At 70.4% G+C, this 15,852-nt stretch carries 11 protein-coding genes and 2 tRNA genes; 11 read left to right on the top strand and 2 right to left on the bottom strand.

The genetic code is table 11. The features are described from left to right. Positions 1-89 precede the first annotated feature (89 nt). The 6 genes from M2271_RS05905 (at position 90) to M2271_RS05880 (ending at position 9,482) form a co-directional block, all read left to right on the top strand. A complete protein-coding gene (locus M2271_RS05905) occupies positions 90-569 on the top strand; it encodes an HD domain-containing protein (RefSeq protein ID WP_280886027.1) in 480 nt (159 codons plus the stop codon). A 64-nt stretch (positions 570-633) separates the two neighbouring features. Next, positions 634-945, top strand: coding sequence for a hypothetical protein (locus tag M2271_RS05900; RefSeq protein ID WP_280886026.1), 312 nt, complete (start codon positions 634-636; stop codon positions 943-945). Between the two features lie 76 nt (positions 946-1,021). Next, positions 1,022-2,377 carry a type VII secretion integral membrane protein EccD gene (eccD, locus tag M2271_RS05895; RefSeq protein ID WP_280886025.1) on the top strand — a complete coding sequence of 452 codons (1,356 nt, stop codon included), beginning with the start codon at positions 1,022-1,024 and terminating at the stop codon, positions 2,375-2,377. 107 nt (positions 2,378-2,484) lie between these two features. Next, positions 2,485-4,014 (top strand): hypothetical protein, encoded by a 1,530-nt coding sequence (locus tag M2271_RS05890; RefSeq protein ID WP_280886024.1) that lies wholly within the window; start codon positions 2,485-2,487, stop codon positions 4,012-4,014. Positions 4,015-4,069: 55 nt separating this feature from the next. Beyond that, positions 4,070-8,044, top strand: a complete 3,975-nt coding sequence (eccCa, locus tag M2271_RS05885; protein WP_280886023.1) for a type VII secretion protein EccCa — start codon at positions 4,070-4,072, stop codon at positions 8,042-8,044. A gap of 4 nt (positions 8,045-8,048) precedes the next feature. Beyond that, positions 8,049-9,482: a DUF6177 family protein gene (locus tag M2271_RS05880; RefSeq protein ID WP_280886022.1), complete on the top strand. Its 1,434-nt coding sequence runs from the start codon at positions 8,049-8,051 to the stop codon at positions 9,480-9,482. A gap of 314 nt (positions 9,483-9,796) precedes the next feature. Here the strand turns inward: M2271_RS05880 and M2271_RS05875 are convergent, their stop codons facing one another. Next, on the bottom strand, positions 9,797-11,035 hold the full coding sequence (locus M2271_RS05875) for an acyltransferase family protein (RefSeq protein ID WP_280886021.1): 1,239 nt from the start codon (positions 11,033-11,035) through the stop codon (positions 9,797-9,799). Between the two features lie 564 nt (positions 11,036-11,599). Between M2271_RS05875 and M2271_RS05870 the strand changes: the two genes are divergently transcribed. Next, a complete protein-coding gene (locus M2271_RS05870; RefSeq protein WP_280886020.1) occupies positions 11,600-11,794 on the top strand; it encodes a hypothetical protein in 195 nt (64 codons plus the stop codon). A gap of 300 nt (positions 11,795-12,094) precedes the next feature. On the opposite strand, the gene M2271_RS05865 is transcribed toward M2271_RS05870, so the two are convergent. Beyond that, positions 12,095-12,168: transfer RNA gene (locus M2271_RS05865), tRNA-Gly, on the bottom strand. A gap of 128 nt (positions 12,169-12,296) precedes the next feature. On the opposite strand from M2271_RS05865, the gene M2271_RS05860 reads away from it, so the two are divergent. From M2271_RS05860 to M2271_RS05845, 4 genes are all read left to right on the top strand, one after another. After that, positions 12,297-12,370: transfer RNA gene (locus M2271_RS05860), tRNA-Pro, on the top strand. Positions 12,371-12,587: 217 nt separating this feature from the next. Further along, positions 12,588-13,988: a trigger factor gene (gene tig, locus M2271_RS05855; protein WP_280886019.1), complete on the top strand. Its 1,401-nt coding sequence runs from the start codon at positions 12,588-12,590 to the stop codon at positions 13,986-13,988. A 359-nt stretch (positions 13,989-14,347) separates the two neighbouring features. Then, the gene (locus M2271_RS05850) at positions 14,348-14,956 is read left to right on the top strand and encodes an ATP-dependent Clp protease proteolytic subunit (protein WP_280886232.1); all 609 of its coding nucleotides are present in this window, start codon (positions 14,348-14,350) and stop codon (positions 14,954-14,956) included. 70 nt (positions 14,957-15,026) lie between these two features. Continuing rightward, positions 15,027-15,707, top strand: coding sequence for an ATP-dependent Clp protease proteolytic subunit (locus tag M2271_RS05845; RefSeq protein WP_280886018.1), 681 nt, complete (start codon positions 15,027-15,029; stop codon positions 15,705-15,707). Positions 15,708-15,852: the final 145 nt, after the last annotated feature.

The following is a 15,852-nucleotide window of genomic DNA, read 5'->3' as shown; positions in this document are numbered from 1 at the left end:
TGAGAGGCTCCCGAACACTCCCGTATTCCGGCTGTACGCGTGGCGCGTTCATGTCTTATGTTGCGGAAGCGACGCCAGGGGGGATCCGCATGCCGCAGGAGAGGCCGCCCGGGACCGGGGCGGAGATGAGTCTGAGCGAGGTCGAGGCCGTCGCCCGTGCCGCGCACGCCGGGCAGACGGACAAGGCCGGACGGCCTTACGCCGAGCACCTGTCGGCCGTCGCCGAGGGCGTACGCGCCCGTGGCGGGGGCGATGAGCTGGTCGCGGCGGCCTGGCTGCACGACGCCCTGGAGGACGGTGTGCTCAGCGAGGAATGGCTGGAAACCGCCGCGCTGCCGCAGGACACCAAGGACGTCGTACGGGCCATGACCAAGCGGTCGGACGAGGAGCAGGAGGCGTACGCCGAACGGATTCTGGCCGTTCCCGGCGCCCGCCTGGTGAAGGCGTCCGACCTCGCGCACAACGCCGACCCGGGCCGTCTCGCCGTACTCGACGAGCACACCGCCCGGCGGCTCAGGCGGAAGTACGCCGCCATGCGGAAGCGGCTCGGCCTGGCTGCGGGCGACTGACGCTCTGCGGGCCGGGCCCGCCCCAGGAACCTCCCCACCCACCCACCTACACAGGACGACTTGAATGTCACGGGACTACGACAGCCAGCTGCTGGAGTCGGTGGCGGTGCGCCGGCGCCGGATGCGCGACGCACTGCTGTTCGGCGCGCAGCGCGGCCGGCGTACGGCGGACGAGCGGTTCGGCAAGATGTTCGCGGGTATCGCGATCGCGGCCGTACTGTGCGCCGGATGTATCGGCTGGTCCTTTCTCCAGTCCACCTTGGCGAAGCAGAAGGCCGATCAGGAGAAGCAGCAACAACAGCAGGAGCAGCTGTACGACCCGTCGTCCGACGCCGACCCGAGCGGCGCCGGCGGCAAGGGCGCGGAGAAGCGGTGAACAGGGTGTGCACGGCCAGCGTGCTCATGCAGGCGAACGACAATGGCCGAAACGACGCGATGATAGGTTCCGGTGAGTGGTGAGCACAGCGACTTCGTTCCGGACCCAGCTCAGCAGGGTCACTCTGATCGGTGAGCGGCGACGCGCCGACATCGTGTTGCCGTCGGACACTCCGATCGGCCAGCTGCTCCCCGACATACTCCAGTTGCTCGACGACCGGGCCGCGTCCCGGCCGACCACCCGGCAGCTGATCACCTCCGACGGATCCGCGTTGCCGCACGACGCCACGCTGTCGTCGGCGGAGGTTCCCGACGGCGCCGTGCTGCGCCTGGTACGTGCCCACGCCGCACCGCCGGCTCCGGTCGTGCACGACGTCACCGACCAGGTCGCGGACGACCTCGACCTGCGCGGCTGGCGCTGGCGTCCCTCCGTACGCCGTACCGCCGCCGGTGTGGCCACGGTCGTGTTCGCCGTGATCGCGGCCCTGCTGGCCCGGCGCGAGTTCGCGCTGGAGTCCGTGGCCACCGGGCTGGCGCTCGTCACCGCGCTGTTCCTGGTCGTCGGTGCGGCGATCGCGAAGATCGGCGAGGGCAACCGGGGCCTGGCCACCGCACTGCTGCTGGCCTCCGGCGGGCTCGGCCTGCTGGCCGCCTGGACCGCCGCCGACGCCTACGACTGGTCCGGGGCCGCCCGGCTGGCCGGCGTCGCCGCCGCGTTGGTGGTCACCCTCGTGCTGCTCGCCTACTGTTCGCCGCTCGGCCGGGGCGGGCTGATCGGGGCCGGAGCGATCGTCGGGGTGACCGCCGTGTGGGAGGGCGTCGCCCTCGCACAGGACCGGGCGGACCGGATCGGTGCCGTGATGGCCGTGGTCTCCGTCGTCCTGCTCGGGCTGCTGCCGCGGTTCGCTCTGATGGCCTCGGGTCTCACCGCGCTCGACGACAAGCGTTCCTCGGGCACCTCGGTGAGCCGGCACGAGGTCGGCAACGCCCTCGCCGCCACCCACCGCGGGCTCGCCCTCGCCACCCTGGTCACCGCCGCCTCGGCCGCCGCCGGCGGCTGGCTGCTGACCACCGGGAAGGAGCCGACCGTCTGGACGGTGGCTCTCGCCTCCCTCACCGCCGTCGTGCTGCTGTCCCGGGCGCGGGCGTTCCCGCTGGTCGCAGAGGTCGTGGCGCTGTTCGGGGCGGCGGCACTGCTCGTCGTACGGCTCGCGGTGCTGTGGCTGGACCACGCGGGAGGCGCCGGTGCGCTCGTCCTGCTCGCCGCGGCGGCACTGCTGCCGTTGCTGGTCCTCGCGATGGAGCCGCCGGAGCACGTCCAGGTACGGCTGCGGCGGTTCGCCGACCTGATCGAGTCCCTGGGCGTGATCGGGCTGTTCCCGCTCGCCATCGGGGCGTTCGGCATCTACGGGCAACTGCTCGACAAGTTCTGAGGCTTCTGAAGCCTCAGAGGCTTCTGATGCTTCGAAGACCAGACGCCGCCGCGCCGTCGCTCAGGGCGGGCCGACGAGGCGGCGGCGTAGCAGGAGAGAAGGGCGACATGCCGAACGGGGACAACTGGCAGAGCGACGTGCTGCGCGACTTGAGAGGCGGCGCGGCCCAGCAGCGCATCCCGCAACCTCCGCAACCTCCGCAACCTCAACAACAAGGAGGCGCGCAGCCGGAGCAGCAGCCACAGCCGCCTGAGCAGCAGGGACCTCGATCTCAGCAGCAGGGCGCCCAGCCTCAGCAGCAGGGCCAGGCCCCGGCCTACGGCTACCCGCAGCAGGCCGACTCCGGCCGGCCGGAGCAGCCGTACGGCGAACAGCCCTACGGCTACCCGCAGCAGGCCGACCCCGGCCGGCCGCAGCAGCCACAACAGCCACAACAGCCACAAGAGCCGCATCAGCAGCAGCCACAGCCGCAGCAGCCGTACGGCTACCCACAGCAGGGGTACCCCGCCCAGGGGCAACAGCCGTACGGCCAGCAGCCCTACGGCTACCCGCAGCAGCAGCCCTACGGCGACCAAGCCGCCGCCTACGCCCAGCAGCCGCAGCAAGCCCAGCCCCAGCCCCAGCAGACGTATCCCCAACAACAACCCGCCCAGCCCCGCCAACCCCAGCCCCGCCAACCCCAGGCACCCGCGCCCCGCGCCCGCTCCCCCCGCGCCACCCCTGACTCCCGCCCGGTCGTCGACAAGAAGCTCGCCTCCGCGGGGCGGGGACCGCGGCGCGGGGAGTCGTTCAGCGCCCGCGCCCTGCGCGCCGTACGCCGGACCGTGTCCTCCTCGGCCGCACGCGAGGTCGCCGAGACCACCGCGACCGCCGAGGTGCTGCAGCAGCCGGTCACCACCGGCCGGCAGATCGCGGTGACGTCCATCCGCGGCGGCTCCGGCAAGACGACCGTCGCCGCCCTGCTCGCCACCACGTACGCGCACTACCGTCAGGACCCGGTCCTCGCCCTGGAGGCCGACCCCGCGCTCGGTTCGCTGCCGATCAGGCTCGGCGCGGAGACCCTGCGGTGGACCACCGGCGACCTCGCGGACGTCGTCGAACCGCAGATGACGCTGCTCGACATCACCGGCTACCTGGTCAAACTGCCCGACAACGCCTGGCTCTTGCCCGGCAGCCAGGGACAGGTCGGGGCGATGCTCGACACCCGGGCGTACGAGCGGGTCATGGTGTCGATGCGCCGCTACTTCGGGGTGACCGTCGTCGACTGCGAGACCATGCCCGCCGAGGTCGCCCGCACCGCGCTGTCCGCCGCCCAGGCCCGCGTCCTCACCGTGCCCGCGACGCTGGAGGGCGTCGCCAGCACACACGCCGTCCTGCAGTGGATGCGCGGGCTGCCGCGGGACATCACCACCACGACCGTCGTCGTGCTCACCGAAACGGTCCCGCACAGCGGCGTCGACCTCGGCAAGGCCGCGGAGCAGCTGAAGACGACCGGGGCGAGCGTACGGGTGCTGCCGTACGACCGGCACCTGGCGGCGGGCGGCGCCATCCGCACCGAACTGCTCGCGCGGGACACCCGGGAGGCGGCCACCCGGCTGGCCGCGGAGGTCTTCCAGCTCTCGCAGAAGAGCCGCTGAACCACCCCTGCACGAAGGGATCCAGAGGACCACTGAGGACAAGGCAACAACAACGATGAGCACCCGACTGATCCACCGGCCGGCCCGGACCACCCGGCCCCCGACCTCCCCCGAGCCGCGCACCATCGAGGCGCCGCCCAACCTGCCCGAAGGCAAGACGGGTTCCATAGCGACCTCGCTGCTGCCCGTCGCCGGTGTGATGTCGTCCGTCGTGATGATGACGGTCGTACGCAACAGCCAGTTCGCGGGGCTGGGCGCGATCATCCTCGTCGTGACCATCGCCGGCTCCCTCGTCATGGTCTTCTCCCAGCGCGGCAAGGCCCAGCGGACCCGCCGCACCCAGCGCGAGGCCTACCTCTCCTACCTGGAGGACACGCGCGAGGAACTGTCCAAGGAGGAGCGGGAGCGGCGCGAGAGCACGGGCGTGCTCAACCCGCCGCCGGACGCGCTGTACGACATCGTGCGCGACCCCGCCCGGCTGTGGGAGCGGCGCCGGACGGACGCCGACTTCCTGCGGGTGCGGGTCGGCACCGGAGAGATGCCGGTGCGCGACCTGAAGGTGGGCCAGCAGAGCTCCTCGGTGCTCACCCCGCCCGACCAGTTCATGCTGAACGAGGCCTCCGCGCTGGTGTCCCGCTTCGGCAACGGCACCGAACTCCCGCTGACCGTCCCGCTCGACCGGGTCGGCAACATCACCGTCATCGGCAGCCGCGAGGACACCCTCCGGGTCGTTCGCGCGCTCCTCGTCCAGGCCGCCGCCACCCACGCCCCCGACGACGTGGCCATGGCGCTGGCCGCGCCCGGTGACCGGATCGTCGACTGGGAGTGGGCCAAGTGGCTGCCCCACCTGCTCGACAGCGAACAGTTCGACGGCCCCGTCGCCGCCCGCCGCATCGCGCCCTCGCTGCCCCAACTGGCCCGCCAGATCGGCCCCGAGCTGCGCCACCGCGCCTCCTACGCGGCCGAGGTGCGCCGCGGTCTGTCCGGCAAGGACGCCCTCGCCATGACCTCCCGGCTGCTGGTCGTCGCCGACGGGCACGGTCAGGACGCCGTGGACCTGCCGCGTCCCGACGACGCGGTCGGCCTGCGGGACATGAGCATCACCGTGCTGCACCTCCTCGACCAGCGGATCCAGGAGCCGGGCAGCGTCGGCGTGCGCATCACCGTCGACGGCGAGCAGATCGTCATCGAGGACCTGCGCATGCCGGAGCCGATCAGCGCCCACGGCACCGTCGACGAGATCGGCCTCCCCTTCGCCGAGGGCCTCGCCCGGATGCTCGCCCCGATGCGGCTGTCCGCCGAGTCGATGGTCGACGCACCGCTCACCGGCCCCGTCGACTTCGCCGAACTGCTCGGCATCGACGACGTCGCCGACCTCGACCTGAACCGTATGTGGGCGCCGCGCGGCGAACGCGCCTTCCTGCGCGTGCCCATCGGCATCAGCGACTCCCACGAGCCCGTACTGCTCGACCTGAAGGAGTCCTCCGAGCTCGGCATGGGCCCGCACGGCCTGTGCGTGGGCGCCACCGGCTCCGGCAAGTCGGAGCTGCTGCGCACCCTCGTCCTCGCCCTGGTCGCCACCCACGCCCCGGAGGACCTCTCCCTGGTCCTCGTCGACTACAAGGGCGGCGCCACCTTCGCCCCCTTCGCGGACCTCCCGCACGTCGCCGGCGTCATCACCAACCTGGAGAACCAGGCCGGCCTGGTCGAGCGGGTGCACGCCTCGCTGGCCGGCGAGGTCAAGCGCCGCCAGCAGGTCCTCAAGAGCGCGGGCAACGTCGCCGACATCGGCCACTACGCCGCCCTGCGCGCCGAAAAGCGCCCCGACCTGGACCCGCTGCCGCACCTGTTCGTGGTGATCGACGAGTTCGGTGAACTCCTCACCGCCAAGCCGGACTTCATCGACCTGTTCCTGTCCATCGGCCGCATCGGCCGCTCCATCGGCGTCCACCTGCTGCTGTCCAGTCAGCGCATCGAGGGCGGCAAGCTCAAGGGCCTGGACACCTACCTGTCGTACCGGCTCGGGCTGCGCACCTTCTCCGCCGACGAGTCCCGTACGGTCCTGGACACCACGGACGCCTTCCACCTGCCCCCGCTGCCCGGCTTCGGCTACCTCAAGGTCGACACCAGCCACTACGAGCGGTTCAAGGCCAGCTATGTCTCGGGCGCCTACAGCGGCCCCGTGCAGCGCGACGCCGAGGACACCGGGCCGCTGGCCCTGGCGTACGAGGCGTACAACACGCTCGGCCAGGACGGGAGTTCGGGCGCCGAGGAGCCGAAGACGCGACGCCGGGAGACCGGTCCCACGCAACTGGGCGTCCTCATCGACCAGTTGGAGAACGCGGGCGCCCGGCCGGTACGCCAGATCTGGCTGCCCCCGCTGCCCGCCGCCGTCCCCCTCGACAAGGTCGCCGGGCCGGTGGAGGTGGGCGCGCGCGGCATGCAGCTCGCCAAGCGGAAAGGCCCGCTCCAGGTGCCGCTGGGCATCATCGACGACCCGACCAGGCAGCAGCAGGGCCAGTGGTACCTGGACCTCACGCTCTCCGGCGGCCACGCGGCGGTCATCGGCGGCCCGCAGTCCGGCAAGACCACCCTGTTGCGCTCGCTGGCCCTCTCCCTGGCCCTGACGCACACCCCGCAGGAGGTCGGCGTCTACGGCCTCGACCTGGTCGGCGGCGGACTGCAGGCCCTGTCGGGCCTCCCGCACGTCGGCGGGGTCGCCGGCCGCGCCGACCGCGAACGCGCCGCCCGCACCATCGACTCCGTACGCGCCATGCTCGACCAGCGCGAGGAACTCTTCCGCATCCACAACATCGACTCGCTGGAGCAGCTGCGCACCCTGCGCGCGGCGGGCCGGGTGCCCGAGCTGGCCTCCACCGAGATCGTGCTGCTCATCGACGGCTTCGGCGCCCTGCGCGACGACTTCGAGAACCTCGACGACGCCGTCGTCGACATCCTCAAACGCGGCGGCGGCTACGGCATCCACGTCGTCGCCGGCATGCTCCGCTGGAACGACGTGCGCATCGCCACCCAGTCGCAGTTCGGCACCCGGGTCGAGCTGCGCCTGAACGACCCGAGCGAGTCCAGCATCGACCGCAAGCTCGGCGAGACCCTCTCCCCGGAGGAGAAGGGCCGCATCCTCACCGACGGCAAGCTCTTCGCCCAGGTCGCCCTGCCCCGCGTCGACGGCCTCGCCGACACCGCCGACCTCGGCGCGGTCCTGGAACGCGCCGCCCGCCAGCTCCGCGCCACCTGGACCGGCGAGGTCGCCCAGCCGGTGCGGGTACTGCCGCACGTCCTGGAGCCGGAGCTGCTGCCCGGCCCGGCGGCCGAACCGCGCCGCGTCCCGATCGGCCTCGACCAGACCCAGTTGGCGCCCGTCCTGCTCGACCTGTTCCAGCACGACCAGCACCTGATGATCATGGGTGACAGCGAGTGCGGCAAGACCAACCTGCTCAAGGTGATCGCGCAGGGCCTGATCGAGCGCTACGGCGACGACGAGCTCGTCTTCGGCGTCTTCGACCCGCGGCGCGGTCTGCGCGGCGCCATCCCCGAGGAGTACCGGGGCGGCTACGCCTACAACTCCAAGCTCGCCGCCGGCCTCGCCGCCGGCATCGCGGGCGAACTGGAGAAGCGGCTGCCCGACGAGAGCGCGGACAGCGAGGACCTGGAGCCGGGCAGCTTCTCCGGCCCGCGGATCGTCATCCTCGTCGACGACTACGACGTCCTCACCACCGCGGGCCAGGCGCCGCTCGCGCCCTTCGTGCCGTACATCCCCTCGGCCGTCGACATCGGCCTGCACTTCATCCTCACCCGCCGGGTCGCGGGCGCCTCCCGGGGCCTGTACGAGCCGATGCTGCAGGGCCTGCGCGAGTCCGGCTCCTCGGCGCTGGTGATGTCGGGCGACCGCAGTGAGGGCCAGCTCTTCCCCGGTGTGTACGCGAGCGCGCAGCCGCCCGGCCGCGGGGTGCTGGTCCGCAGGGGCCAGTCGAACCGGCTGATCCAGACCGTCTACACGGGGACCAGGTGAATCCATGACGAAGGACGTCATCACCCTCACGAAGAAGATGCCCGACCCCCTGAGCGTGATCGCGGGGCTCCTCTCCGGCGGCCCGGACCGACTGGTGGGCACCGAGGGCGAGGGCGCGGTGGTGCAGCTCTGCGACGAGCAGGGCCGCCCGCTGGTCTCCGTCGAGGCGCCCCTGCTGGTGCAGGTCAGGGGCGAGGCCGAACGGCTGCTCGGGGCGAGCGCGCCCGAGGTGCCGTACTGGTGGACCGAGGCCCGCGCCACGACCGGCGTGAAGGAGGCCGAGCAGCTCGCCGGCACCTTCGCCGCCCGGCTCGCCACCCTGGTGGGCGGCACCGCCTGGCCGCCCGACGTCGCCTGGTCGCTGGCCGTGGTGAACACGGACGGCATGAGCGTCGCACCGGTGCCGGCCGCCGCGCAGCCCGCCGTGGACGTCCTCACCGACAAGGTCGCCGTCATCATCCAGGACCGCCCGGTGGTCGCCATGACCGCCTGGCTCTCCGACGCGTTCCGCGCCGCCGCGAACGCCGAACTCGGCCTCCAGATCGTCACCCCCGCAGGCACCCGCCTCTCCCCGGCGGTCCGGGCTGCCCTGCCGGGCTGGCCCTCGCGCTGGGTGGTGCAGGACGAGCGGGACGGCTACTTCGACGGTCTGTCCGGAGCCGTCCTGGAGTGGAAGAACGGCTTCTTCGCCACGGTCGTGCCCCCGGACGCGACCCGGGAGGACCCGCGCACCCCGGTCGCCGCCACCTTCCAGGAGGGCCTCGCCGAACAGGGCGACACCGGCGAACGCCAGCTGGCGATCTCCTTCCGCACCGTGCACCCGGCCGACGACCGCCTCGTCCTCGGCGGCGCCGTGGAAGCCGTCTGGCAGCACATCACCGGCGAGCCGCCGTCCGGCTGGGGCACCGAGGAACCCGCCAACCTCCCCTGGTCCCTGCGCCAGTTGACCGACGTGGCGTACGAGCGCTCGCCGGCGCCGACCTGGCTGGTCGTCGTCGGCACCCCGGAACGCCCCGGACTCGCGACGGTCCGTATCACCCGGACCAAGGGCGGCGTCGAGGAGGACGTGACGCTGGCCTTCGGGTACGGCCCCGGGGAGCAGGTCCCGACGGACGCCGTCCAGGCCGCCGCGGAGGCCCTCGCCACCCGGCACGACCTGCAGTCCATGCTCGTCCAGATCCGCCGGGCCCGCCGTGACCTGTCCGTCCCGCCCCGCTTCGAGGGCCCCGGCGTGCCGTACGCCTTCGTCCTGGGCGCCGAGGAGGTCCGCACCATGCCGGGCGACCGGGCCCGCCGCACCCCGCTCGCCGAAGCCCCGCGCGAACTGGGCCCACGGACTCGTCCCGCGCTGTACTACCCGCTGCCGGGCGATCCGTCGGACCTGTCGGGCTGGCAGGACTTCGAGCGGCTGATGAGACATCTGAAGGGCGAGAGCTGAGGCGTGACGCCTGAGGAGGGACGGCTGAGGAGGGACGGCTGAGGAGGGACGGCTGACGCGCGATGGCTGAGGCGCGACGGCTGAAGGAGGCACCCGCCCCGACGCGGACACTTCTGCCTCTGCCTCTGCCTCTGCCTCTGCCTCTGCCTCTGCCTCTGCCTCTGCCGATCCTGGACGAGCCCACCACATACGACTGACCGAGAAGTACACGCGGATGCGCGCTTCTCGGTCAGGCCGATGGACCGGCCGATGAGCCGGGAGAGGAGGCTGGGCGGCGAGCACAGATGGCCAGGACGGATGGCGAGGGCCGAAGACTAGGCGTTGACCTTCTCGCGCTCAAGTGCACTCTGCTCGGTCGTCCCACGCTTCCCACGCCCGCGCGTGACGTCGGCGGAGTCCCGCTTGAACGCCCACTCCATCGTCGGTTCCATCACGCACCGGAAGACCCGGCGCACCGGCGGGGTGCACAACAGGGTCACGACGGCGGCCGCGAGGACGCTCACGAAGATCTCGCCGAGCGGACGCTTCAGCCAGGCGTGGTCGAACCAGTTCCCGAACTCGCCGGCCTTGATCAGGAAGCCGTGCAGCAGATAGCCGTAGAGGGTGCCCGCGCCGAGGGCCGTGAACCACATCGTCCGGCCCGGCACCCAGGCGAAGAAGCAGGCGGTCAGCAGCACCGAGCAGCCGAACAGTACGAGGACCATGACCGGCCCGGACCACCAGGGCGCGGCCAACTCCTGCGCGGCGTCACGGTGGTAGAACCACGCCGTGTTCATCCGGGGAACGGCCCACCAGCCGACGGCCAGCGCGGCCGCGAACACGGGCACCGACAGGATCCGCACCGAGCGGCGGCGCACCAGCCGGAAGTGTTCGGGCTTCATGCACAGGCCGAGCACGAAGAACGGCAGGAACTGGAGCACGCGCTGGAGGTCGAGGTCGTCGCCGATCTCCGGGCTGACGGACGCCAGCATGGCGACACCGAGGGCGATCGGCAGCGGCCAGCGCACGAGCTTCCAGATCGGCGTGGTCAGCCGCCAGATGAACAGGGCACACAGGAACCAGGTCAGATACCAGGGATCCAGCAGGCTGATCTCCTGGCCGGGCGCGTGGTCGACGAAGCGCTTGAAGAGGGAGTAGGCCGTCTCGAAGACGACATACGGCACGACCACACCGGTGAGCAGGCGCTTGAGCCGGTCGGCGCGCAGGTCGAAACTGCGGGAGAAGAAGCCGGAGATGATGATGAACGCCGGCATGTGGAACGAGTACACGACCGTGTACAGGCTCTCCAGGATCCGGCTGTCGCCCTTGATGGGCTCCCAGGAGTGGCCCACGGCGACCAGGACGATCGCCAGGTACTTGGCGTTGTCGAAGAACGCGTCGCGCTCTTTGCCGGGCCGGGTGCCGGCGCTGGTGCCGCCGGTCGAGGGTCGGGAAGAGGCCTGTTCGCCGTGGTGGTTCCGCGGAGAGCGCGGACTCGGCACTCCGTCCGCCGACGACTGTGCCGGGGGGAGTGGCGCTCGGTTCTGGCCGTGCGGTCGCAGCGGATTCGTCACAGGGACCTCGCTGCGTTTGCGGGGGACGAGGCGGCGTGGAACATCTGAGGCACCCTAGCCCTGGCCATGTGCTTTCGTAAAACCCGCGAAGTCGTTCCTGATTGACGTTTTCGCATCCCCGCGTTCACCCGAAGTCGGCCTGGCCGCCCGCGTGATGACCGCCACACCCCAGGCGGCTCGGGAGGTGGCTATAGAGGTGGCCGTAGGTGACGTACCTGACGCACGTGTCCGGATGCATCCCCGCTAAACAGTGCAAATTAGGCATGCCGTACAGGTCGCCCGTACCTGCTGCGGCCGAAACTCGAATACGCCGCGCCCGCGGTGTGTGGACACGGAAACCGTCGGGCCGAAGCCCTGTCCGGGTGCCCTGTCGAATTGCTGTACGGAAGCTCCGGTGGAAGGCGTTCCGGGCCTGCGGCCGGGTGGCGATCCCGGGCAGTCATGGCCAACGTTGGGTCACGGCCCGCATATGCGGGCCGTGTTGGTGGCACGATGGTTCTGGCGGGGGTGCGCGGGGCTGCATCCCCGGGCCGGGAGAGGGACCGACCGAGGGTGTGATCAGTTGTGGCCATTTCGCTGTCAGTGGTGCTTCTGTTGGGGATCATCATGGTGGTGCTGATCCGAGGAGGCTCCATCAAGGCCGGCCCAGCCGTGGTGGCGGTGCTCTTCGGCTTCTTCCTCGCCTCCACCGGCATGGCCGACGACATCCAGCGGTTCCTGAACTCGATAGCGGAGACCCTCAACTCGATCCAGTTCTAGGCGAGGCCTCCTGTATCCGCATTCGCACCCGCACCGGCCACCGCCGAGAAGTCGACATCGCCTGTCAGGTTGTCGCCCGTCCGGCTGTCGCACGACCTGGCCGGAGGCCTCGTCGGATCGGAGCGGGACGAGTGCCGGCCGTGCTGTGGACAACCACACCGTGCCGGGGTACCGAGGATTCCGAACATCCGTGCCGTTGCCGGGGCACGCGGGGGACACGCTCGGGCCGACACGACCCCCGGAAACAAACACTCAGGGCCAGGTGGAGGAAACAACCCTCTGACCTGGCCCTGAGTCGTATGGAGCGGGCGACGGGAATCGAACCCGCGTAGCTAGTTTGGAAGACTAGTGCTCTACCATTGAGCTACGCCCGCACGGGCGCGCCCCGATCCGTGATCGCGGCACAGGAAGCATCGTAGCGGGTCGTCCCGCCTCGTCGCACACCCTGTTAATACGGCGGCTTTGCTGCCCGCGGGCATGTACCCTACGTCTCGCACCAGCACGGGGTGTGGCGCAGCTTGGTAGCGCGTCCGCTTTGGGAGCGGAAGGCCGTGGGTTCAAATCCCGCCACCCCGACGATCGATCGGCCGTCCCCGGCCGTCACGGTCATGGGCGCGGTCACTTCGAGTGATCGCGTTCCGTGATCGCCTTTGGGGCCGTGTCGCCGCTGCCGTTACTATGCAAGCTGCACGCCCGTGTGTCTCTCCTTAACGAAGTCCTCCGGGCGGCGAATCCGTCGGAGCCGTTCTGGCTTCGGCAGAAACCAAGAAGTCAGCCACAAGGAGACCGAACCGTGAAGAGCGCCGTGGAGACCCTGAACCCGACTCGGGTTCGGCTCACTGTCGAGGTGCCCTTCGAGGAGCTCAAGGACAGCCTCGACGCGGCGTACAAGAAGATCAACCAGCAGGTCACGGTGAAGGGCTTCCGTAAGGGCAAGATCCCCGCCCGCGTCATCGACCAGCGGTTCGGCCGTGGCGCCGTGCTGGAAGAGGCCGTCAACGACGCGCTTCCGAAGTTCTACACCGAGGCGGTCAACGAGGCCGACCTCAACGTCCTGGGCCAGCCCGAGGTCGACATCACCGAGCTGAAGGACGGCGAGACGCTGAACTTCACCGCTGAGGTCGACGTCCGCCCGACCGTGGAGATCCCGGACTACTCCGGCATCGAGGTCGAGGTCGACCCGATCGAGGTCAGCGACGAGGACGTCGACAAGGCCGTGACCGAGCTCCGTGAGCGCTTCGCCTCGACCTCCCCGGTCGAGCGGGCCGCCGAGGACGGCGATGTCGTCACCCTCGACCTGGAGGCCAAGGTCGACGGAGAGGTGCTGGAGGACGGCGTCGCGAGCGGCGTCTCCTACACCATCGGCTCCGGTGAGCTGCTGGAAGGTATCGACGACGCCGTGAAGGGCCTGGAGGCCGGTGGCGAGGCCACCTTCGCCTCCGAGCTCAAGGGCGGTTCGGCGGCCGGCAAGGAGGCCGAGGTCACCGTCAAGGTCTCCCAGGTCGCCGCCCGCGAACTGCCCGAGCTGGACGACGAGTTCGCGCAGCTCGCCTCCGAGTTCGACACCCTCGAAGAGGTCAGGGCGGACAGCCGCAAGCGCCTTGAGAACATGAAGCAGTACGACCAGGCCACGCAGGCCCAGGAGCGCGTCCTGGAGAAGCTGCTGGAGCTCGTCGAGGTGCCCGTCCCCGAGAAGCTTCTCGAGGACGAGATCAACACCCGCAAGCACAACCTGGAGCACCACCAGCTCGGCCAGATGGGCCTCGACCTCGAGAAGTACCTGGAGATCCAGGGCAAGACCGAGGAGGAGTTCGAGACCGAGACCCGCGAGGCCGCGGTCAAGGGCATCAAGACCCAGTTCGTCCTCGACGAGCTCGTCAAGCAGGAGAAGCTCAACGTCAGCCAGGAGGAGCTCACCGAGCACCTCATGCGGCGCGCGGCCTCCTCCGGCATGTCCCCCGACCAGTTCGCCCAGGCGGTCGTCGAGGGCGGTCAGGTTCCGCTGCTGGTCGGCGAGGTCGCCCGCGGCAAGGCCCTGGCCGTCGTGGTCGAGAAGGCCACGGTCAAGGACACCAACGGCGAGATCATCGACCTGGAGGACGACGAGGAGGAGGAGACGGAGGCCGCCGAGGCCGCCACCGACTCCGCCGAGGCCCCGGCCGAGGAGAAGGCCGAGGAGAAGACCGAGGGCTGAGCCCACGGCGCCTGGTAGGTCGTAGGGAGGGCCCCGGGGTCGCATGACCCCGGGGCCCTCCTGTCGTACGGCAGGAGGGCCCACCCAGGGGCACGGGGACCTGCGCGACCGGCTCCCCGGCAAACCGCAGCCCCCGCAACCCGTAGCCCCGCAACCCGCGACCGCCCGCGAACCGAAAGCCGCACGCCGCTACGCCCCCGGCGAACACCACCCTTCCCGGGATTCTCCGAAGGGACCCGCGCGTTAGGGTCCATGAACAGAAGGGCAGTGGAGTCCCCGAACGGCTCCAGCCCCGCAGGGAAACGTGAGACGGCCCCGACGCCGTCGTAAGACGAGCAGGTGGATACGTGACGAATCTGATGCCTTCAGCCGCCGGCGAGCCTTCCATCGGTGGTGGCCTCGGAGATCAGGTCTACAACCGGCTGCTCAACGAGCGGATCATCTTCCTCGGCCAGCCGGTCGACGACGACATTGCCAACAAGATCACCGCACAGTTGCTGCTCCTTGCCGCGGCCGACCCCGACAAGGACATCAACCTTTACATCAACAGCCCGGGCGGTTCGATCACGGCCGGTATGGCGATCTACGACACCATGCAGTTCATCAAGAACGACGTGATGACGATCGCGATGGGCCTCGCCGCCTCCATGGGGCAGTTCCTGCTCAGCGCGGGCACCCCCGGCAAGCGCTTCGCGCTGCCGAATGCCGAGATCCTGATCCACCAGCCCTCGGCCGGTCTGGCGGGTTCGGCGTCGGACATCAAGATCCACGCCGAGCGGCTGCTGCACACCAAGAAGCGCATGGCCGAGCTCACATCCCAGCACACGGGCCAGAGCGTCGAGCAGGTCACCCGTGACTCGGACCGGGACCGCTGGTTCGACCCCGAGGAGGCCAAGGCGTACGGCCTCATCGACGACGTCATCAGCACGGCTGCCGGCATCCCGGGCGGCGGCGGCACCGGGGTCTGACCACCCCGTGGGACCGGCAACGGCCCCAGCAAGCCCCCAGCCGACCGCCTGAGCCCCTAGGAGACAGACAGTGAACGACTTCCCCGGCAACGGCCTGTACGACCGCACACGCGCCGAGTACACGGGCCCCGCAGCCGAGTCCCGCTACGTGATCCCCCGCTTCGTCGAGCGCACCTCGCAGGGCGTCCGCGAGTACGACCCGTACGCGAAGCTCTTCGAAGAGCGTGTGATCTTCCTCGGTGTGCAGATCGACGACGCCTCCGCCAACGACGTCATGGCACAGCTGCTGTGCCTGGAGTCGATGGACCCCGACCGGGACATCTCGGTCTACATCAACAGCCCCGGCGGCTCCTTCACCGCGCTGACCGCGATCTACGACACGATGCAGTTCGTGAAGCCGGACGTCCAGACGGTCTGCATGGGCCAGGCGGCCTCCGCCGCCGCCATCCTGCTGGCCGCCGGTACGCCCGGCAAGCGGATGGCGCTGCCGAACGCCCGGGTGCTGATCCACCAGCCCTACAGCGAGACGGGCCGGGGCCAGGTCTCCGACCTGGAGATCGCGGCGAACGAGATCCTCCGGATGCGCGCCCAGCTGGAAGACATGCTGGCCAAGCACTCCACCACGCCGATCGAGAAGATCCGCGAGGACATCGAGCGCGACAAGATCCTCACGGCCGAGGACGCGCTGGCGTACGGTCTGATCGACCAGATCATCTCCACCCGGAAAATGAACAACGCGTCCGTGCTCTGACACGGAAGCTGTATTGTCTGCCGCCCCTTGGCATGGTTTGACACGTTGCACGTCAAAGTGAACCGCGCCAAGGGGGGCCCGAACGGAGGGCTCGGCAAGGTACCGTCGGACATAAGGCAGCACCAGGAGCCGCTGGACCTAGGCG

It is taken from the genome of Streptomyces sp. LBL (assembly GCF_029893585.1).
Lineage (GTDB): Bacteria > Actinomycetota > Actinomycetes > Streptomycetales > Streptomycetaceae > Streptomyces.
This window is presented reverse-complemented; position numbering and strand designations above follow the sequence as displayed.

Coding starts and splice junctions, on each gene's coding strand:
- M2271_RS05905 (WP_280886027.1), top strand. CDS start 90: ATGCCGCAGGAGAGGCCGCCCGGGACCGGGGCGGAGATGAGTCTGAGC.
- M2271_RS05900 (WP_280886026.1), top strand. CDS start 634: ATGTCACGGGACTACGACAGCCAGCTGCTGGAGTCGGTGGCGGTGCGC.
- M2271_RS05890 (WP_280886024.1), top strand. CDS start 2,485: ATGCCGAACGGGGACAACTGGCAGAGCGACGTGCTGCGCGACTTGAGA.
- eccCa (WP_280886023.1), top strand. CDS start 4,070: ATGAGCACCCGACTGATCCACCGGCCGGCCCGGACCACCCGGCCCCCG.
- M2271_RS05880 (WP_280886022.1), top strand. CDS start 8,049: ATGACGAAGGACGTCATCACCCTCACGAAGAAGATGCCCGACCCCCTG.
- M2271_RS05850 (WP_280886232.1), top strand. CDS start 14,348: ATGCCTTCAGCCGCCGGCGAGCCTTCCATCGGTGGTGGCCTCGGAGAT.